This is a genomic window from Enterococcus sp. DIV0755b, assembly GCF_051713765.1.
In the GTDB taxonomy this organism is placed as follows: Bacteria; Bacillota; Bacilli; order Lactobacillales; family Enterococcaceae; genus Enterococcus_C; species Enterococcus_C canintestini.
Genome location: NZ_JBIOQN010000001.1, coordinates 1,034,488 through 1,054,297 on the forward strand (window position 1 = coordinate 1,034,488; position 19,810 = coordinate 1,054,297).

The 19,810-nt window shown below is 37.1% G+C and carries 17 protein-coding genes; 10 read left to right on the forward strand and 7 right to left on the reverse strand.

From position 1 onward, the window contains the following. Nucleotides 1-13 precede the first annotated feature (13 nt). Nucleotides 14-2,281, reverse strand: coding sequence for a glycoside hydrolase family 65 protein (locus IGI65_RS04905; RefSeq protein ID WP_438773416.1), 2,268 nt, complete (start codon nucleotides 2,279-2,281; stop codon nucleotides 14-16). A gap of 336 nt (nucleotides 2,282-2,617) precedes the next feature. Between IGI65_RS04905 and IGI65_RS04910 the strand changes: the two genes are divergently transcribed. Together IGI65_RS04910 and IGI65_RS04915 are read left to right on the forward strand one after the other, a co-directional pair. Beyond that, nucleotides 2,618-4,795, forward strand: a complete 2,178-nt coding sequence (locus IGI65_RS04910) for a PTS transporter subunit IIBC (protein WP_438774411.1) — start codon at nucleotides 2,618-2,620, stop codon at nucleotides 4,793-4,795. Between the two features lie 107 nt (nucleotides 4,796-4,902). Next, a complete protein-coding gene (locus IGI65_RS04915; RefSeq protein WP_438773417.1) occupies nucleotides 4,903-5,715 on the forward strand; it encodes an endonuclease/exonuclease/phosphatase family protein in 813 nt (270 codons plus the stop codon). 108 nt (nucleotides 5,716-5,823) lie between these two features. Here IGI65_RS04915 and IGI65_RS04920 read toward each other — a convergent pair whose 3' ends face one another. The 3 genes from IGI65_RS04920 to IGI65_RS04930 form a co-directional block, all read right to left on the reverse strand. Further along, a complete protein-coding gene (locus IGI65_RS04920; RefSeq protein WP_438773418.1) occupies nucleotides 5,824-6,501 on the reverse strand; it encodes an HAD family hydrolase in 678 nt (225 codons plus the stop codon). 69 nt (nucleotides 6,502-6,570) lie between these two features. Further along, complete coding sequence (locus IGI65_RS04925) at nucleotides 6,571-7,368, reverse strand: hypothetical protein (RefSeq protein ID WP_438773419.1); 798 nt, start codon at nucleotides 7,366-7,368, stop codon at nucleotides 6,571-6,573. Nucleotides 7,369-7,548: 180 nt separating this feature from the next. Then, nucleotides 7,549-8,205, reverse strand: a complete 657-nt coding sequence (locus tag IGI65_RS04930) for a cyclic nucleotide-binding domain-containing protein (RefSeq protein ID WP_438773421.1) — start codon at nucleotides 8,203-8,205, stop codon at nucleotides 7,549-7,551. A gap of 216 nt (nucleotides 8,206-8,421) precedes the next feature. On the opposite strand from IGI65_RS04930, the gene IGI65_RS04935 reads away from it, so the two are divergent. The 5 genes from IGI65_RS04935 to IGI65_RS04955 all read left to right on the forward strand — a co-directional run bounded on the left by IGI65_RS04935 (nucleotide 8,422) and on the right by IGI65_RS04955 (nucleotide 12,530). Further along, the gene (locus IGI65_RS04935) at nucleotides 8,422-9,339 is read left to right on the forward strand and encodes a phosphate/phosphite/phosphonate ABC transporter substrate-binding protein (RefSeq protein WP_438773422.1); all 918 of its coding nucleotides are present in this window, start codon (nucleotides 8,422-8,424) and stop codon (nucleotides 9,337-9,339) included. A 69-nt stretch (nucleotides 9,340-9,408) separates the two neighbouring features. Next, complete coding sequence (gene phnC, locus IGI65_RS04940) at nucleotides 9,409-10,176, forward strand: phosphonate ABC transporter ATP-binding protein (RefSeq protein WP_438773423.1); 768 nt, start codon at nucleotides 9,409-9,411, stop codon at nucleotides 10,174-10,176. Beyond that, entirely contained in the window at nucleotides 10,166-10,945 is a 780-nt protein-coding gene (gene phnE / locus IGI65_RS04945) for a phosphonate ABC transporter, permease protein PhnE (protein ID WP_071864806.1), read from the forward strand. Before phnC ends, phnE (IGI65_RS04945) begins: the two co-directional genes overlap by 11 nt. Continuing rightward, nucleotides 10,942-11,724 (forward strand): phosphonate ABC transporter, permease protein PhnE, encoded by a 783-nt coding sequence (phnE, locus tag IGI65_RS04950; protein ID WP_438773424.1) that lies wholly within the window; start codon nucleotides 10,942-10,944, stop codon nucleotides 11,722-11,724. Before phnE (IGI65_RS04945) ends, phnE (IGI65_RS04950) begins: the two co-directional genes overlap by 4 nt. Next, nucleotides 11,724-12,530, forward strand: coding sequence for a metallophosphoesterase family protein (locus IGI65_RS04955; RefSeq protein WP_438773425.1), 807 nt, complete (start codon nucleotides 11,724-11,726; stop codon nucleotides 12,528-12,530). The genes phnE (IGI65_RS04950) and IGI65_RS04955 overlap by 1 nt, the downstream gene beginning before the upstream one ends. A gap of 482 nt (nucleotides 12,531-13,012) precedes the next feature. Here the strand turns inward: IGI65_RS04955 and IGI65_RS04960 are convergent, their stop codons facing one another. The 3 genes from IGI65_RS04960 to IGI65_RS04970 form a co-directional block, all read right to left on the reverse strand. After that, nucleotides 13,013-13,705 (reverse strand): type 1 glutamine amidotransferase, encoded by a 693-nt coding sequence (locus IGI65_RS04960; RefSeq protein WP_071864809.1) that lies wholly within the window; start codon nucleotides 13,703-13,705, stop codon nucleotides 13,013-13,015. Further along, nucleotides 13,698-15,050, reverse strand: coding sequence for a MurT ligase domain-containing protein (locus IGI65_RS04965; protein ID WP_438773426.1), 1,353 nt, complete (start codon nucleotides 15,048-15,050; stop codon nucleotides 13,698-13,700). The genes IGI65_RS04960 and IGI65_RS04965 overlap by 8 nt, the downstream gene beginning before the upstream one ends. A gap of 229 nt (nucleotides 15,051-15,279) precedes the next feature. After that, nucleotides 15,280-16,686: a TrkH family potassium uptake protein gene (locus IGI65_RS04970; protein WP_438773427.1), complete on the reverse strand. Its 1,407-nt coding sequence runs from the start codon at nucleotides 16,684-16,686 to the stop codon at nucleotides 15,280-15,282. Between the two features lie 397 nt (nucleotides 16,687-17,083). Here IGI65_RS04970 and IGI65_RS04975 point away from each other — a divergent pair, with 397 nt between their 5' ends. The 3 genes from IGI65_RS04975 (at nucleotide 17,084) to prmC (ending at nucleotide 19,620) form a co-directional block, all read left to right on the forward strand. Beyond that, a complete protein-coding gene (locus tag IGI65_RS04975) occupies nucleotides 17,084-17,653 on the forward strand; it encodes a thymidine kinase (protein WP_095005931.1) in 570 nt (189 codons plus the stop codon). A 67-nt stretch (nucleotides 17,654-17,720) separates the two neighbouring features. Beyond that, nucleotides 17,721-18,794, forward strand: coding sequence for a peptide chain release factor 1 (gene prfA, locus IGI65_RS04980; RefSeq protein WP_071864813.1), 1,074 nt, complete (start codon nucleotides 17,721-17,723; stop codon nucleotides 18,792-18,794). Next, nucleotides 18,787-19,620 carry a peptide chain release factor N(5)-glutamine methyltransferase gene (gene prmC / locus IGI65_RS04985; RefSeq protein ID WP_438773428.1) on the forward strand — a complete coding sequence of 278 codons (834 nt, stop codon included), beginning with the start codon at nucleotides 18,787-18,789 and terminating at the stop codon, nucleotides 19,618-19,620. Before prfA ends, prmC begins: the two co-directional genes overlap by 8 nt. Nucleotides 19,621-19,810: the final 190 nt, after the last annotated feature.

Consider the following 19,810-nt stretch of genomic DNA (forward strand, 5'->3'; position numbering starts at 1 on the left):
GCGGGCGCAAGAACTAGTCTTTCATAGCGACTGTGATTTCGTCTGCTAAGTCATAGTTTTCATCATATAATGTTACATTGATGGTATCGCCGGCAACAAGTTTTAAAGTAACTGTTTCTTTTTCGACGGTTACAGCTAACAAGCGGCCACGATAGTTGATATGAAATGCATAACTATCCCATTTGCTTGGTAAAAACGGCGCAAATGATAGTGTCTCATGAGCCGTTTTCATTTGGGCAAAACCTTGGACAATCGCTAACCAGCTACCTGTCATAGAAGTGATATGCAAGCCGTCTTCGGTATCATTGTTGTAATTATCCAAATCAAGGCGAGCGGTACGTTCATACATTTCTAAAGCTTTTTCCTCCATCCCTAGTTCCGCTGCTAAAATAGCATGAATACTAGCAGAAAGTGAAGATTCATGGACAGTCATTGGTTCGTAGAAATTGAAGTTTTTTTGTTTTTCTTCCAAAGTAAACTCATCAGAAAAATAATAAATTCCTTGCAAGACATCAGCTTGTTTAATAAAGCAAGAGCGCAAAATTTTATCCCATGACCAATGTTGGTTCAATGGTAAATCGGCTGGATTTAAGTCTGTAACGGGCATAAGATCTTTGTCTAAGAAAGTATCGTGTTGCACAAAAATACCCAATTCTTCATCAACTGGTAAATACATATTACGGTAGATTTCTTCCCACTGCTCTTGTTCACTTTGAGGAATTGAAACAGTTGCTACATCTTCAAAACGACGATAATTTTCTAAGGTATATTTTAATACCCAGGCGGCTAGCATATTGGTATACCAGTTATTATTAATATTATTTTCGTATTCATTAGGACCTGTTACCCCATGAATCATATATTTTTGCTGCCGTTTTGAAAAGTGAACGCGATCTGCCCAAAAACGCGCAATTTCAGTTAAAACTTCCAAACCTTCTTTTTGTAAATAAGTTTCGTCTCCGGTGTAATTCGTGTAGTTATAAATTGCGTAGGCAATAGAACCATTACGATGGATTTCTTCAAAGGTAATTTCCCATTCGTTATGACATTCAATTCCTGTAAAGGTCACCATTGGGTATAAAGCTCCTGCTAATCCTTGTTTTTGAGCGTTAATGTGAGCCTCTGGTAATTGATTGTGACGATATTTTAAAAGGTTTTTGGTAACTTTTGGTTCTGCTAACGCAAGGTAAAGTGGAACAGCGTAAGCCTCAGTATCCCAATAAGTAGCACCGCCATATTTTTCGCCGGTAAAGCCTTTTGGTCCAATATTTAGACGTTCATCGTCACCGTAATAAGTGGAGAATAATTGGAACAAATTAAACCGAATCCCTTGTTGCGCGGCTGGGTCACCATTAATCGCTACATCGGCTAATTCCCATCGTTTTTTCCACGCTGCAACTTGCTCATCTTTTAAAACGTCAAAACTTTCACTATAAGTAGACATTAATTCACTAGCTTTTTTGACTTGTGTTTCTTCTGGTACATCACGGCTAGTTAAAACGATAATTCTTTTTTCAAAATCGATTGTTTCACCGGCTTTTGCTTCATAACTAAAAGATTCTGAAATTGCTAATGGTGCCGGTGTAGTTTCAAGAGCTTGCTGATTATGCTGCATTAGTGCTGTCACGCTAAAACGTTCGATGCCAAAATTGTTTGGGATGGTTTGAACGGTTAAGTAAGTGCCATTATCTTGTGTGCCACTATCTTTTTCTTCCCAAAATAATTCATCGTAATTGCTATCTTCATTGCGAACATTACTATCTAAAGAAGAATCAATGGTAATTTCAGCTGCCCCTGTAATTACTTCTGCAGTCACTTTTAAAACTGCTAGTTCTTTTTTGACAATTGATAAGAAGCGTTCAAAATTAAAACGGACAGTCGCATCTGTTAATTTAATTGTAAAGCGACGTGTTAAAATTCCGGTTTGCATATCTAGTTCTAAATGAAAATCTTCATGGGGAATTGTAGCTAAATCAATCGTTGTCCCATTGACGGTAATATTTAATTTTAGAAAGTTGATTGCGTTAATAACTTTGCCAAAGTAATCAGGGTAACCATTTTTCCACCAACCAACGCGGGTTTTATCCGGATACCAAACCCCAGCTAAATATGTTCCTAAATGATGATCACCAGAATATTGTTCTTCAAAATTTCCCCGCATCCCCATATAACCATTACCTGTGCTTGTTAATGATTCTTGTAAGCGACGATTTTGCTTGTCTAAGGTTTTGGTCGTAATTTTCCAAGGGTCAATGTCAAATAGGCGCTGAATCTGATTCATTTTATAATCCTCCTTGTGTTGTCTTCGTTAACTAAATAATAAACGCAATCGATTGCGTTAGTCAAGCGTTAATTTGCAAAAAGATTGCGAGGGACTTATTTTAGCTTGAAATAAGGACACACTCACGCTTACGCAGCCTTATTTTTATTTGGTTTGTAATTCATCCTCGAAATATGGTGAAAAATAAAAATATAATTTTACCTTTACAGTAAAATCGAACTCCGCTATAATAATTTGCAACGAAACCGATTGCGTTATTTTCGGAATTGGTAAATTGGAATTATTTAATAGAACAATGGGAAATTATTAAAGGAGTGAAGGTTTGTGAAAGAAAATCTGAAAAAATTAATTAGTTTTGAGTTTTGGCAAAAATTTGGGAAAGCCTTAATGGTGGTCATTGCAGTTATGCCAGCTGCCGGTTTAATGATTAGTATTGGAAAAACAATTCCAATGATGAATCCTGATCTAGCAGCTTTAGTGACAACAGGTGGTGTAATTGAAAACATTGGTTGGGCTATTATTGGAAACCTTCATCTTTTATTCGCTTTAGCAATTGGGGGAAGTTGGGCTAAAGAAAGAGCCGGTGGTGCCTTTGCGGCTGGATTGTCATTTATTTTAATCAATCGAATTACTGGTGCTATTTTTGGCGTAACCAGTGAAATGTTAGCGGATCCAGAGGCGCTTACTGAAACATTGTTTGGCACTAAAATTATGGTAAATGGTTTTTTCACTAGTGTTTTAGAAGCCCCAGCTTTAAATATGGGCGTTTTTGTGGGGATTATCGCCGGGTTTGTAGGTGCGACAGCTTATAACAAATATTATAACTTCCGTAAATTACCGGATGCTTTAGCATTTTTCAACGGAAAACGTTTTGTTCCTTTTGTAGTTATTTTTCGTTCAATCTTAGTTTCTTTAGTTTTAGCCATCGTCTGGCCGGTAATTCAATCGGGAATCAATAACTTTGGTTTGTGGATCGCCCAATCGCAAGAAACAGCACCAGTTTTGGCACCGTTTTTATATGGGACATTGGAACGTTTACTTCTACCATTTGGTTTGCATCACATGTTGACCATTCCAATTAACTATACGGAATTAGGTGGAGCGTATACTATTATGTCCGGCGCACAAGCAGGACAACAAGTATTTGGTCAAGATCCATTGTGGTTAGCGTGGGCGACTGATTTAGTAAACTTAAAAGGCCAAGGAGATATGTCACAATATGAGTATGTCTTAAATCACTTTACTCCGGCTCGTTTTAAAGTAGGGCAAATGATCGGAGCTTCTGGTATTTTAATGGGTCTAGCTTTTGCAATGTACCGTAATGTGGATAAAGACAAACGCAATGCTTATAAATCGATGTATCTTTCAGCAGCATTGGCTGTCTTTTTAACTGGGGTAACAGAACCACTAGAATTTATGTTTATGTTTGCAGCTGTGCCATTATATGTTGTCTATGCAGTAGTCCAAGGTGCAGCTTTTGCAATGGCAGACATTGTACATTTACGCGTTCACTCATTTGGTAATATTGAATTATTAACAAGAACACCAATGGCCATTAAAGCAGGTCTTGGCGGTGATTTATTTAACTTTATTTGGGTCACGTTAGTCTTTGGTGTCGTGATGTTTTTTGTAGCTAATTTCTTAATTAAAAAATTCAATTTTGCCACACCAGGACGTAACGGGAATTATGAAAACGATAATAAGGATGCCGATACAACAACTGTTACAGCAGATGGGAAATTAGATCCAAACTCTCAAATCGTAAAGGTAATTAATCTTTTAGGCGGGAAAGAAAATATCATGGATGTCGATGCATGCATGACGCGTTTACGTGTTTCTGTCAAAGATCCTGCAAAAGTTGGTGGCGAAGTAGATTGGAAAAATGCTGGCGCAATGGGATTATTGGTAAAAGATAAAGGGGTTCAAGCAGTCTATGGACCAAAAGCGGATATTTTAAAATCTGATATTCAAGATGCTATTGATTCTGGCATGGAAATTCCCCAAACAGAAGTAATTGCTGAAATCGGTGAAGAAAAAGCACCTAAAGAATTTAAAGGAATCAATGAAACAATTTTAAATGTAGCAGACGGCAATGTTAAGCCGATTTCGGCGGTGAACGATCCGGTTTTCTCTCAAAAAATGATGGGAGATGGTTTTGGGGTAGAACCTCAAAATGGGACTGTTTATGCCCCTGTTTCTGGCACGGTCACAAGTGTCTTTCCAACTAAACATGCATTGGGATTACTGACAGACAATGGACTAGAAGTTTTAGTGCACATGGGCATTGATACGGTTGATTTAAAAGGTGCGCCATTTACAGTGAAGGTTAAAGATGGCGATAAAGTTTCAGCAGGAGATGTGATTGCCCAAATGGATTTAAATGCAATCAAAGCCGCTAGTAAACAGACAACAATTATTGTTGCCTTTACCAATGCAGAAGAAATTCAGACTGTGACGTTAACCAAGACAGGTGAACTTGCTGGTAAAACAGAAGTAGCCAAAGTGGCACTGTAAATATAAAAGGGCTGTGCTAAAGACATTGTGTCTTAAGGGTACAGTCCTTTTTCTTGGTCAATAAAGTGTGCTATTCTTAAACGATGTAAAGAGATAGGAGTAAGAAGATGAAATTTTTAACCTTAAATTGCCATAGTTGGTTGGAAGAAAATCAAACAGAAAAATTAGACCAACTAGTAAAAAATATTGCGGCAAATGATTATGATGTGATTTGTTTACAAGAAGTTAATCAGCTTGTAAAAAGTGAAGTGGCGGTTTTAGATGATTGGTTTATTCCCAGTAGTACTGATGTGGTAATTCACGAAGATAATTTTGCGCTGCGTTTGCAAGAACAATTGCAATGTGTAGAAAAGGATTATTACTGGAGTTGGTGTTACAACCACATTGGTTATGATCGTTTCCATGAAGGTGTAGCAATTTTAGCCAAAACTCCTTTTATTGCAAAAGACCACCTAGTTTCAAAAACTACTGATGTAGCAGATTATCACACCAGAAGAATCTTAACGGCATTAACAGAAGTAGACGGTCAGCTTCTTCAAGTCGTAAGCGGTCATTTTTCTTGGTGGACAAAAGGATTTTCTGCTGAGTGGGAAAAAACAGAAGCTTTTTTAGCGACTAATTCGTATCCGCTTGTTTTAATGGGAGATTTCAATAACCCAGCCCATACGCCAGGCTATGAATTAATCTTAGCAAGTGATTGGCAATTGCAAGATAGTTTTTATGCAGCCAAAAAAAGCGTTGGTAACTATACTACGCTAGCTAAAATTGCTGGTTGGGAAGAAAGTAATGGTGAACGGATTGATTACATTTTTATGACTCCTGAATTTAAAGTAGTCACCCATGAAGTTATTTTTGATGGGGGCAAAACCCCGATTGTAAGTGATCATTTTGGTGTGAGTGTTACAGCGCAGTGGCAATAAGAGCATAAAGAAACAGCCATCTAAGAAAAAGTGAAGTGGCCCTAAAAGTTAAATTTTTTAGTCTAACTTTTGTAGGTCACTTCATCTTTTTTTCAAGATGGCCTTTTTTTAACTAAAATGGGTGAGTAATTCAGTTAGCGCTGAATCGGTAAAATCTTCAATTACAAGTGAAACCCCAGGTAATGAAGCTAAAGTAGCTTTTTTGGCAGAAGTCGCCACGGCAACTATTTTAGCTGGATTAGCGTTATATGCACTCGCAAGACCGGCGGGGACATCTTCAAAAATGACACATTCTTTGGTAGGAAGATTTAAGCGGGCCGCACCTTTTAAATAAGGATCGGGGTCTGGTTTACTAATCATCGTTCCATCGTCATAGACAACCTGATTTAAATCAAACCACTGTTCTAATCCCAGTGTTTCAAAATAAAAATCTAAATTAGTTTTCCCTGAAGCCGTAGCGATAGTAAAAGGAATTTGTTGTTTTTGTAATTGAGTTAGAAATTCGGGTACGCCTTTTAATAAACCATAGTGGGGATCTTCTAAACAAATTTGGCGATAAATTGCTTCTTTTTCTTCGGCGTAATCCTCAATTTCTTTTTGCGTTAAGGAACGTTTAAAAACGTGTTCCAAAGTATGTTTGGCATTTTTACCATGAAAATATTTGGCAAAATCAGCATCGGAAACTGGCGAGCCGGTGCTTTTGGTAATAAAAGTTTGCCAAGCATCTTCGTGTTTTTTTGTATCGTTAATCAGCGTACCATTGAAATCAAATAAAATTCCTTTCATATTAAACGTCAACCTCCTCAGATTTAAAAATAGTGATAAAATTAGTGAAAAAATATTTTGATGAAAATACTAGTTTTCTAAACTTTTAGCATAAGCTGGATTAGCCGTACGAACTTTATTTGGAAATAATGTTGCAACACGATAAAAAGCAGCTAGTATGTCTTGGGGGATAAACACAGGAGCAATAAAATTTTTACCAGCAGGACCATAACCACTGGGCGTATTTTGTAGTCGGCTAATTTCACCCAGTAGCAATGTTATGTATTGATCCATCTCCCACATTCCTAAAAGTTTACGGTCAAAGTGCAACTGATTATCTTTTTCCATGACTTTCACTTTATAGCTGGCATAATTTATGATTGTCGTATTAGGGGCAAATTTACTGCATGTCGCAGCCATCCGTCGCTGCATCGTCGCATCTTGGCACAAAATAAGGCTGGCTTTTTTTAATTCGTGCGTTTCAAGTAATTGTAAAAGATTTGTGATATTGTTGCCACTATTGGTCGACTTTACTTCTAAGTAGTCAGCTGTTTTGCCGGTTTTTAATTGCAAAATAGCATTAAACATCTGGGCTTCACTAGCATTTTTTGTAGGAATCTGGGGATAAAACTGATTTATTTTTAAACGCAGTGCATTAGTAGTATGGCCTTGACCACCTACGATTAAGTAATTTGTCGCCACTTGGTTATTCATCGCTGTTATCAAGACATCTATTCCTGATAAAATGCTCCCACCAAATAAAACGAAAGCATCCGCCTTTTTTAGCTGGTATTTTTGATAAAGAGCATTTTGTGATAAATCGGTAAGATCCCGTACGCCGCAAAAAGCGCTTAAAAGGTTTAAATCATCAGCGAGTGTTTCCTTCATTTTCTATCTTCCTTTTGTTTTTTAGTTAGTAACTATCCAAACTTCTTTTATTTCTTGTTAAGTTCATTATACGCAAAAAAGATGGCAATGAGAGGACGTTTTCATATTTATCAAACTAAAAAATTACGCACAATAAAAAGCACTACGACAAAATATGGTATCTATCGCAGTGCAATTTTTTTAGGCAGTGAGTGCGGTTAATTCTTTTTTATTTAAAATAAGATAGCCACCACGGCTTTTTTGTAAAATACCTTGTTCCTTAAAGTTTGTCATCGTTCGTAAAAGATGACGATAACTCACATTTAAAATAGCAGCGCAGTTATTTAGTTGAAAAGAGAAAAGCCCTTCTTTTTCATGTTCTAAAATAAACCGAGCCAGCCGTGTTTCCACCGGCTCACTTAATGAATTAGCTAAATTAATACCTGTATTTAATCGATAGCTAAGGAGTTGACAGGTGTGTTTTAAAAAACGTAAGTCATTTTGTAAAAGGGCGCGGTATTGTTTTAAATTCACACAAACACAAGTACAAGGTGTCATGGCTTTAACGCTACTGCTAGGTGTTGTTTGCCACAAAGATGAGGCTTCGCCGATAATCGTTGCCTCGTAGCAATAATTGATACAAATATTTTGGGTGTCATAAGTATAAGAATATACCATGGCAGTCCCTTCGACTAAAAAATAGAGGTACTTAGAAGGTGTGCCGGCTTGAATGAGATCTTCATCTTTTTCAAAAGTACATAGTGTCGCGATTGAAAATAAATCGGTATCTAAATAGTCTTGGAGGTTATGACTGGTAATAGCTTCTTTTAACTGGCTTTTATCAAATAATTGTTTCATAAAAGCTTCCTTTCTCATCTGCAAGTTTGTTATTGATTATAACGGCAATCGCGCAAAAAAGCATCCCTTCTTACTACTTTATTAAGATAATGTTCGGATTTTACCTAAACTTTACAAAAAAATTACCCTCAAAGTGACACAGGTCATTTTTGTTTGGGAAAATTCTTGCTATTATGTGGGAGCAATATAAATCAATTTCCAATAGGGGGAGAAAACATGCGTTTCAAAATGTTGGCAACAGGTCTTTTAACGCTAGGAATTTTAGTTGGTCTTGCAGGATGTGGCAGTGAACAAAAAGCACAAGGGGACTCAAAAGAAAAATTGGTAGTTCAATTTGTTCCTACTAATAATGACGGTTCCATGGAAGCTAAAACAAAACCATTTGCAGAGTATTTATCTGAAAAACTAGATAAGGATGTAACGGTAACATTAGCAACAGACTATTCTACTATTGTTGAAGCGATGGCTTCTGGCCAAGTCGATGTGGGGATTATGCCACCGGCGGCTTATGTGCAAGCCAAAGATATGGATGCCGCAGAAGCATTGTTAACCTCTCAATTGGGTGCGTATGACCGAAAAACTGGTCTACCAACCGACGAATTAACTAACACTTTTAAAGGTGAAATTTTAGTTAAAGCCGATAGTGATTTGAAAAACTTGTCCGATTTAAAAGGGAAAAAGATTGCCACACTATCACCAAACTCAGCTAGTGGCTATATTTATCCAGTAGCAGAATTAAAAGATGCCGGCATTGATCCTACAAAAGATGCCACACTGACAACTGTTAATGATATTCCAAGTGAAATGACTGCTGTTTTAAATGGCCAAATGGATGCGGCCTTTGTTTTTGAGGGCGCGCGAAATGTCTTTGCTTCAAAATTTAGTGACCAAGATATTATGAAAGAATTACGCGTTTTATCTTTAACCAAAGGGGATATTCCCAATGACGCAATTGCGGTGCAACCTAAAATGGATGCTAAGCTGAAAGACGAAATTAAAGATGTCTTTCTAGCAATGCCAAAAGATGAAGCCGGTCAAGAAGCGATGGCGTTATGGGGGCATAAAGGGTATCAAGAGGCTGCAGACAGCGCTTATGACACAATTCGCGAATATACTAAAAAAGCTTCCGAGTAACAAATGTGCCAGTTCGTATGAGCTGGCTTTTTATAACTTAATCTTTACTAAAATATAGGAGCAAAATACATGATTGAATTTAAAAATGTCGCCAAAGTATATCCTAATGGTGTCAAAGGACTGCAAAATATTAATTTAACGATTCCAGATGGTGAATTTGTTGCAATCATCGGGTTGAGTGGAGCGGGGAAAAGCACATTATTACGCTCTATTAATCGCTTGGTTACTACAACTGAGGGCGAAATTATGATTAATGGTGACTCCATTACTAAAGCCAATAAGAAAAAACTACGCCAAATTCGCCGCAATATCGGGTTGATTTCCCAAAGTTTTAATCTGGTTAAACGCAGTACCGTTCAAAAAAATGTTTTGTCTGGTCGACTAGGCTATTACACTACTTGGAAAAGTATTTTTGGTCTGTTTACTAAAGAAGACTATGAAAAAACCACAACTGCCTTAGCGCAGGTTGGGTTATCAGATAAATTGCATACGCGCAGTGACGAATTAAGTGGAGGCCAACAGCAACGGGTTTTAATCGCTAGAGCATTAGTTCAACAAGCAGAAATTATTTTAGCCGACGAACCAGTAGCCTCTTTAGATCCTGTGACGGCTGAAAAAGTAATGGGGGATTTAAAAGAAATCAACCAAAGCTTAAACAAAACAATTATCGTCAACATTCATTCTGTCCCACTGGCAAAAGCTTACGCAACACGAATTATTGCGCTAAAAAGTGGTGAAATTGTGTTTGATGGTGCAGCAGAAACCTTAACGGCGCAACGCTTGAAGGAAATATATGGTGAGGCCTATGAAAAGGATGTGGCACCTGATGCAAATTAAAGATACGGTGCATTTTAATTGGTATAAACACTTATTTATTGTCGTTATTTTACTTGCTTGTCTACAAGGAAGTATTCTTTTAACTGGCGCAGATTTCCAAGCAGTCTTTCAAAATTCCGATCAGATGGGGATCTTTTTAGCACGTTTTCTAAAACCGGATTTTGGCTATTTGCCAAATCTTTTAACCCCGCTTTTAAAGACATTACAAATGTCTGTGTTTGGGACTTTTTTAGGTGTTTTATTTGCGGTACCAGTTAGCTTTTTAGCGACTCAAGTTGTAACCAAACAACGCGTATTATCGTATATTATTCGTTTTTTCTTAGGTGTCATTCGGACAATTCCTAATTTATTATTGGCAGCTTTATTTGTTGCGGTCTTTGGGATTGGCGAGGCAACAGGGGTTTTAACTATCGCTGTATTTACATTTGGCATGGTATCACAATTAGTTTTTCAAGCCATTGAGACGATTGACTTTGGCCCGATTGAAGCCAATGAAGCAGTAGGAGCTAATAAAATGCAAGTTGCTATTTGGTCTGTTGCACCACAAGTGATTAATCAAATTATTAGTTATACTTTTTATGCTTTTGAAGTAAACGTGCGGGCTTCGACGGTTTTAGGTTATGTCGGAGCAGGGGGGATTGGTGTGATTTTAAATTCCTCTTTGGCACTCATGCGCTACGACCGGGTGGCAATTATTATTTTGACGATATTTGTAGTAGTGGCGATTGTGGATGGTTTGAGTGAAGCAGTTAGGAGGAGATTGGGATGATAATAAGCCAAATTAGTAAAAAAACATATTTTTTCCTGCTGTTACTTATGGTACTGGTCATTTATTCTGCAGTGGGGATTGATTATAGTAGTTTAGAAACTTTTTCTCTAGCGATGGGAAAAGAAGTTTTACAAGGGTTGGCTCATCCGGATTGGCACTACCTTTATGACGGCAGCGGAGAAGATTTAATTAGCCTTTTACTTTTAACGCTAGGGATTGCTTTTTTGGGTACTTTTATTGCGACTATTTTAGCGTTACCGCTAACTTTAATTAGCGCCAGTAACTTGTGGCAAAATCATCCTTGGATTGCTAAAATTGGCAAATTTATTTGTAACGTTTTACGAGCATTTCCGGAATTAGTATATGCGATTATTTTTGTCAAAGTTGTTGGACCAGGACCATTTGCCGGCGTGATGGCAATTGGAGTTCATCAAATTGGGATGTTAGGCAAACTATTCACAGAAGAAGCAGAAGGCATGAACGAAGCGTTAGTAGAAGACGCAACAGCAATTGGTGCTAATTTTTGGCAGATTATCTTTTCCGTGCGGGTACCTTATTTATTACCAATTTATAGTTCATTATCTTTAAATCATTTTGAAATTGCGGTTCGTAGTGCGGCAACTTTAGGTTTAGTTGGTGCTGGCGGGATTGGTGCACCACTGATATTTGCCATTCAAACTAGAAGTTGGGATCGTGTAAGTATTATTTTATTAGGAGTCGTTGTAACAGTCTTTTCTTTAGACTTATTTACCGGCTGGATTCGTAGGAAGTTACGCTAATGAAGATTTTACAATTATCTGATTTACATTATCGCAGCCAGTATCTACCCGCAGAAAATGGATACCAAGAAATGCTGATGAAAATGGAAAATCCTCTTCATTATCTCGATCTTGCAATAAAAAAAGCCAAAGCTCAAACAGCGGTTGATTTAGTGCTGATTACTGGTGATTTGACTGAAGATGGTGAAGTAGCGGATTATGCGTTTTTAAAAGATTACTTTGACAAAGCATTTCCAGATACGCCGGTTTTTGTCACACTAGGTAATCACGATATTAAAGAGAATTTTTACCAAGGCTGGTTAAAAAACGTTCCAACAAGCAATTACTATAATTTTGTTCACACTTTTGAAGATTTTTATTTATTATCTTTTGATAGTTCGGTGTATGGCCACGCAGATGGGCAGATCGATCGGGGACAATTAAATTGGTTGGAAGATATGCTGTCAACGCATCAAGACAAACCTGTTTTGGTTATGACGCACCATCATTTGCTTGAAAAGCAATACGCCACACCGCAACTCCCGCAAGCTCAACAAGTTTGGCAAATTTTAAAACGTTACGATATTTTAGCGGTTATAAATGGACACACTCATAGTCATTACCAGACTACAGTAGCGGGAATTGCCTATTACACTGCTGATGGACTTTCTTTTTTAGGTCAAGATGAAGGCGCTGGAATGGTGCGTTTCATTCAACATGCAGGTTTTAGCCTTTATGAATTAAAAGATGGGCAACTAACAGAAATTAACGCAGAAGTAGTCACAAGTGGCCGCTTTTTACAAAAAGTAGACATGCGGTTGTGTTAATCTAGGCAAAAAGCGCCTCATAAAGTAAGTCAATTGACTAGCTTTATGAGGCGCTTTTTGATTTTGTAGAGAGTTGAGCACGTTTATTCCGCTTTTCTGTGATCTAGCACATGCAGCAACTCTTCGGGAAAAATTCAAAAATTAGTTTCTGGTAAAGAGCACCAGAAATCAAATTTCTGAGATTTTTCCAAAGAGCTAACCGCTGCCTTTAGCTTTTCTGTGATCTAGCTTCATGAACTAGCTTTCTCCGGCAATAAGCCAAAATCCTGAAAAATTTGAGAAACCATTTAACAAGATTTTATCTTATTGCTTGAAAGTATTGCTTGAAAGCTGGACAAGTTCATTCCGCGTTTCTTTGATCTAGCTTCACAAACGAACTCTCTACGGTAATAAGCTGAAATTTGAAGAAATTTGGAAAACAATTTATTAAAATTCCATCTTATTACTTGAGAGTTGACCACGTTTATTCCGCTTTTCTTGTTTTAAGCAATTTCGGCTAATGTGGGGATGTTTACTGTACCGTATTTTTTTTCAAGGGCTGTTTTTAACAAGCGATAGGCTAATTTTTCATTACGGGCTAAAATTGGGCCGTGGAAATAAGAACCATAAACGTTACGGTAAATGACACCTTCTGTTTGATCTTCCCCGTTATTGCCTTTTCCTTCGACGATTTTACCTAAAGGACGTTCGCCTTCACCTAAGAAAGTACGACCGTTGTGATTTTCAAAGCCGTAATAAGTTTCGTCAAATTCTTCATTGTGAATGACAATATCGCCAATAAAGCGATTGTTTTCCTGGCTTAAAGTATAATGATCTAATGCGCCAATACCTTTAATTTTTTCGCCATTAGCGCCCATATAATAATGGCCTAACAGTTGATAACCGCCACAAATAGCTAACATAATACCGTCGTTTTCAATATAATCGGTTAAGTCTGCTTTTTTTTGTTGAATATCTTCTGAAACAATCAATTGTTCAAAATCTTGACCGCCACCGAAAAAGACTAAATCATATTTTTTAGCGTCAAATTTTTCATGGATACTAACAATCTCAGTATCCAATTGAATTCCCATTTTTTTGGCCAAGTATTGTAAAACCAATAAGTTACCGTTATCCCCATAAGTGTTTAATAGGTTGCCGTATAGATGGGCTAATGTTAGTTCATAATCAGCCACGATCCATTCCTCCTTTAATGTAACCTTGTTCCGCTAATTTTTTTCGTAATTGTAACACAGCAGTATAAGTTGCCAAAATATAAACATTTTCAGTTGGCAATTTTTTAATATCTACAATAACTTCGTCTAAATCTTTTGTTTCCGTTAATTTATCTTCTGCAATGCCAGCAACTTTTAAACGCAATGCCATATCTTTATGACGTTCACCGCCGGCAATGACTGCTGGAATATTCATTTGCGCAAAAGCTTCGTGATTTCCATCCCAAATCCAGCTGACGTCAATTCCGTCTGCATAGTTGGCATTTAATAAAGCCACTAGTGAAAAAGGATAAGGAGAAAGGCCAATCATGTCGATGACTTGATTTAAACCTACCGGATTTTTAACTAAGACTAAGGTACATTTCTTCCCGTCAATGTCGATAATTTCTTGTCGACCAAAAACTTTTTCGTCATAACCAAGACCGGCTTTAATTTTTTCTGCCGGCACATCGTAATACTCCGCCACAGCCGTTGCAGCTAAGGCATTGTAGACATTATACATGCCACCTACTTCAATGCCATATTCGTGTCCATCTATTACAAAATCCGCAGAAGTATTGTCCATGGCTACCATGTTGGTCAGTTTGTAATCTAATTCAGGACGATGAAAGCCACAGTTAGGACAATAGTATTTGCCAAGATTGGCGTAAGTAATCATTTTGTAGTGCAGAATATGATGACATTGCGGACATAAAACGCCGTCGGTATTATAGTGGGCCATTTGTTCTTTATCAGGTAAGTGATCAAAACCATAATATTTTCGTGGATTGACCGTATCCAAGGAATTGAAAATCGGTGAATCCCCATTACATAAAATTGGTGCGTGAGGTGATTTTGCGGCACCTTCGACAATTAAACGATAAGTAGTATAAATCTCACCATAACGGTCCATTTGGTCACGAAAAATATTGGTAAAGACAAATAATTCGGGTTTGATATATTCGGTCACTTTGCTTAGGCTGGCTTCGTCAATTTCTAAGACTGCAAAGTTTTTTTGATTTTTTTTAGGCTTTGCTGATAGAAAAGTTGAAACAATCCCTTGAACCATATTAGCTCCGGTTGGATTGGTCAACACTTCGTCAAATTGTTGTTGTAATATATTGACAGTTAAAGCAGTTGTAAGTGTTTTACCGTTGGTGCCCGTTACAACCACAACTTCATAAAGGTCAGAATAGTGATCCAAAACATTGGGATCAATTTTTAAGGCGAGTTGGCCAGGATAACTGGAACCACCTTTAAAAAATGTTTTCAAAATCCATTGGGCACTTTTGCCGGCAAAAATTGCCAAGTGACTACGTAAGCTCATAAATTCTGCTACTCCTTTTGGTTAAACTAACGTTACATTGTTTCCTAAATCCAACTTATCATACCATAGTCTGAAGACATTACGGTAACACCTTTGCTTTTTCTTAAATTTTACTTGGGGCGAGTAAAATTTAAGAAAAAGAAGCTACCACTAAAGAGTGCGTAGCTTCTTATAAAAAGTCGTTTATCTGTAAAAAGTGGTGTTGCACGTGGTATTACGCTTATTGAAATTAGCCAATAATAATTTGTTCTGTTGGATATTCATATCCTTGGTCACGAGTTTCTTTTGGAATGAATAGTAATAATGTATATAACATGCCAATGCGCCCGATAAACATTAATAAGGCGATAACGATTTTACCAACTACAGATAAATCAGCGGTGATTCCAAGGGATAAGCCGGTTGTTCCAAAAGCTGAGGTAACCTCGACAATAATTGCAATTAGCGATTGATCTTCTGTTGCACTTAGCAATAGGACGCTAAAAAAACACATGGCCAGTGACAACATAAAGACGACCACAGACTTACGAACATCGGCGTCACTAATTCTGCGCCCAAAAATGTTAATGTTATCTTCACTTTTTAAAAATGAGGTCATATAAAGCCCAATAATTGCAATTGTTGTAGTTCGTATACCACCACCGACAGAACTTGGGCTACAACCAATAAACATTAGGAGTGAAAAAATGATTAATGTTGTAACTTGAAAATCCCCTAAATTATGAATTTGTAAACCGGCATTACGAGTAGTCATGGAATAAAACATACTGTTCACCCAGCGGCCCAAAGGATCAATGCCTAAAAAGAGGTGATCTCTTTCCAGTAAGTAAATTAAAAGCGTACCACCGATAAATAAAATGACAAACGCTAATACGGCGATTTTAGTAAAGAGTGAAAAACGAAAAGGAAGTCGGCGTTGGACTTTTTTACGCCGGTATAAAAACCATTCATAAAAGTCCATTAAGACCGGAAACCCAATTCCCCCAATAAAAATTAAAAACATAATTGCCAATAAAAAAAGGTAATCATGGGCAAATGGAATAATGGAATCACCGGTAACATCAAATCCTGAGTTTGTGACAGCTGAGATGGCTTGATAAAAACCATAAAATAGCGCATCGCCAATTTTTTGATAATAGCCTTGCCATAAAAAGTAACCAGCAAATAATAGACCAAAACTAACTTGAAAGACTAAAATCATGGTAAACGTAATCCGAATTAAACGGACAATGCCACTTAAACGGGGCTGGTTCATATCTGTCATAATCAATTGCCGCTGTTTTAAAGAAATTTTGCGACGAGAAATGATAAAAAAGAAGGTGGAGATCATCATAATCCCCAATCCGCCAATTTGAAAGAGCACTTCTAGTAAAATGACGCCATTTTCGTTGAAGATGTGATTGATATTAAAAGTAGTTAAACCCGTAACACTTACGGTACTAATCGCCATAAATACCATATCTAAAAACGGAACATGAACATTTGGTTGACGAAAAAAAGGTAAATAAAAAAGCAGTAATGAAACTACCGTCATAATTAAATAGTAACTGACAATTACTTGAATAGAAGAAACATTACTGGCGATAAAAAAACGTACACGACGTGACTTTTGTCGGAGCACCCGCATAATATGCATAAAAAACTCCTTTATACTCTCATTTATTCTTCTTTAGTATAGCAGACAAGCAGAAAAAATGTGGCAAATTCCTGTTTCAATTCTATATAAAGGAAGTGTCAAGAAGTATAGATTTAAAAAAATAAAGGAGCCGTTAGAAAAAAAGTACGGTTTTGCCAAACTCTTGTCATAAATTGTTCACATTTTCTGGCTACTATATACACATACCAACAAACAACCCAAACCCAACAAACTTTTCTTTTCATTTTCTTACTCCCTAAAAAAGCTACCGTCTGATTTTGACGGTGGCTTTTTTGTTTTTTCAGGGAACTTCCATCTATTTCTAAAAAGAAATTCCTACTGTAAAAAGCTGACTATTTCCGCTATAATAGCAAAGAGTGAAGCGGAGGAATTGGTAATGGCACAATTATTTTTTAAATATGGCGCAATGAATAGTGGTAAAACAATTGAAATCTTAAAAGTTGCCCACAACTATGAAGAACAAGACAAGCCTGTCGTTATTATGACAAGTGGGTTAGATACACGTTCAGGAGTTGGAAAAGTTTCGAGCCGTATTGGCTTACAAAGAGAAGCACTTCCAATTTTTGCTGAGACCAATGTCTTTGATACGATTAATAATTTAACGTTTAAGCCTTACTGTGTGTTAATTGACGAGGCACAATTTTTGCAAAAACAACATGTTTTAGACTTTACTAGAATTGTTGATGAATTGAATATTCCTGTGATGGCATTTGGTTTGAAAAATGATTTTCGTAATGAATTATTTGAAGGGTCAAAATATTTATTGCTTTATGCAGATAAAATCGAAGAGATGAAAACAATTTGTTGGTTTTGTCATAAAAAAGCAATTATGAATCTCCACTATATTGACGGCAAGCCCGTTTATGAAGGCGATCAAGTTCAAATCGGCGGCAACGAAGCCTATTATCCTGTTTGTCGCAACCATTATTTTCATCCAGAAATATAAAAAATTATCTTTAGTAGAAAATACCCTCTACTAAATTATCTATCTCATAATAAAGGAGCAAAACAATATGTATGATCAGCTGCAAGCGATTGAAGATCGTTATGAAGAATTAGGCGAGCTATTAAGTGATCCAGACGTAATTAGTGATACGCAGCGCTTTATGGAGCTTTCAAAAGAAGAAGCCAATACCAGAGAAACTGTAGAAGTTTATCGTCGTTATAAACAAGTTGTCGATGGCATTAAAGATGCTGAAGAATTATTAGGTGAAAACTTAGATGATGAAATGGCAGAAATGGCCAAAGAAGAATTAAGTGACTTGAAAAAAGAAAAAGAAGTATTAGAAGATCGTATTAAAATTTTGTTATTGCCAAAAGATCCAAATGATGACAAAAACATCATTATGGAAATCAGAGGCGCTGCTGGCGGCGATGAAGCGGCACTTTTTGCTGGTGACTTATTTAATATGTATCAAAAATACGCTGAAGCCCAAGGGTGGAAAGTCGAAGTTATGGATGCCAATATTACTGGTATTGGTGGGTACAAAGAAGTAATTATGATGATTACTGGAGATAACGTCTACTCCAAACTAAAATATGAAAGTGGCGCTCACCGCGTTCAACGTGTACCATCGACAGAATCCCAAGGACGAATTCATACTTCAACTGCGACAGTGGTCGTTATGCCAGAAGCAGAAGAAGTGGAAATTGAAATTGCAGATAAAGATATTCGAACTGATATTTATCACGCTTCAGGTGCGGGTGGTCAGCACGTCAATAAAACTGCTTCTGCGGTACGTTTGACTCACATTCCCACCGGCATTGTCGTAGCGATGCAAGATGAACGTTCACAGTTGAAAAACCGCGAAAAAGCGATGAAAGTTTTGCGGGCACGGGTTTATGATCAAATTTCTCATGAAGCTCAAAGTGAATACGATGCAACCCGTAAATCAGCTGTAGGTACTGGGGATCGTTCTGAACGGATTCGTACTTATAATTTCCCACAAAACCGGGTAACCGATCATCGAATTGGCTTAACGATTCAAAAATTGGATCAAATTTTAGCTGGAAAATTAGACGAAATTATCGATGCCTTAATCATGTACGATCAAACATCGAAATTAGAAGAGATGCAAAATGGTTAAGACTTATCGAGAAGCTCTGTTAAGAGCTTCTTCTTTTTTAGAAGCAGCCGAAAAAGAAGGACATAGTATTGAGTTTGTCTTTTTAGCCCGTAAAGGTTGGGATAAGACCAAGTGGTTATTAAATATGAATCAGCCGATTTCAGCCAGTGATGTACAGCAAATAAAGGCAGATCTAGAGGCGTTATTAGCCAATGTTCCCCCACAATATCTGTTAGGCTATGAATATTTTTATGGGCATAAATTTAAAGTAAACGAAGCCACTTTAATTCCTCGACCTGAAACAGAAGAATTAGTTGAGTGGTGTTTAAAAGAAAATACTAAACATACAACCAAAAATGTAGTGGATGTCGGGACAGGAACTGGCGCGATTGCTATTTCGCTAAAATTAGAGCGCCCGAATTGGCAAGTAACGGCTGTAGATATTGTCCCAGAAACATTAGCTGTAGCCAAAGAAAATGCCGAAATGTTAGGAGCTAAATTAGATTTTGTCTTAGGCGATACGTTAACGTGGGCCAAAGAAGAGTACGATTTAATTATTAGTAATCCGCCTTACATCAGTGCCAGCGAGTGGGAACTAATGGATGAAAGTGTGCGGGAATTTGAGCCGAAAAGCGCATTGTTTGCTACAGAAAACGGATTAGCAATTTATCGTAAATTAGCCCAACAAGCCCAACAAGTTTTAGCAAAAGATGGTCAAATCTTCCTTGAAATTGGCTTTAGACAAGGTGAGGCGGTCAGTGAAATTTTTCAACAGGCCTTTCCGGATAAAAAAATTCAAGTAAAAAAAGACTTAAGTGGAAATGAACGAATGGTCTATGTGCATTAATTATTACGCAAACTTGTGGAAAAAATTTTTTTAAAATTGTTTCACGTAAAAAAAACATAGCTAGCAGAATGGTTTCACAATAAAAAAGTTATTAACAAACTTTTGCACACTTGACAAATCGTTTATCCACAAAAAGTGGATAACTTTAATAAAATTGTTGAAAACTCGCTTATTTTGTAAAAAAAGGATG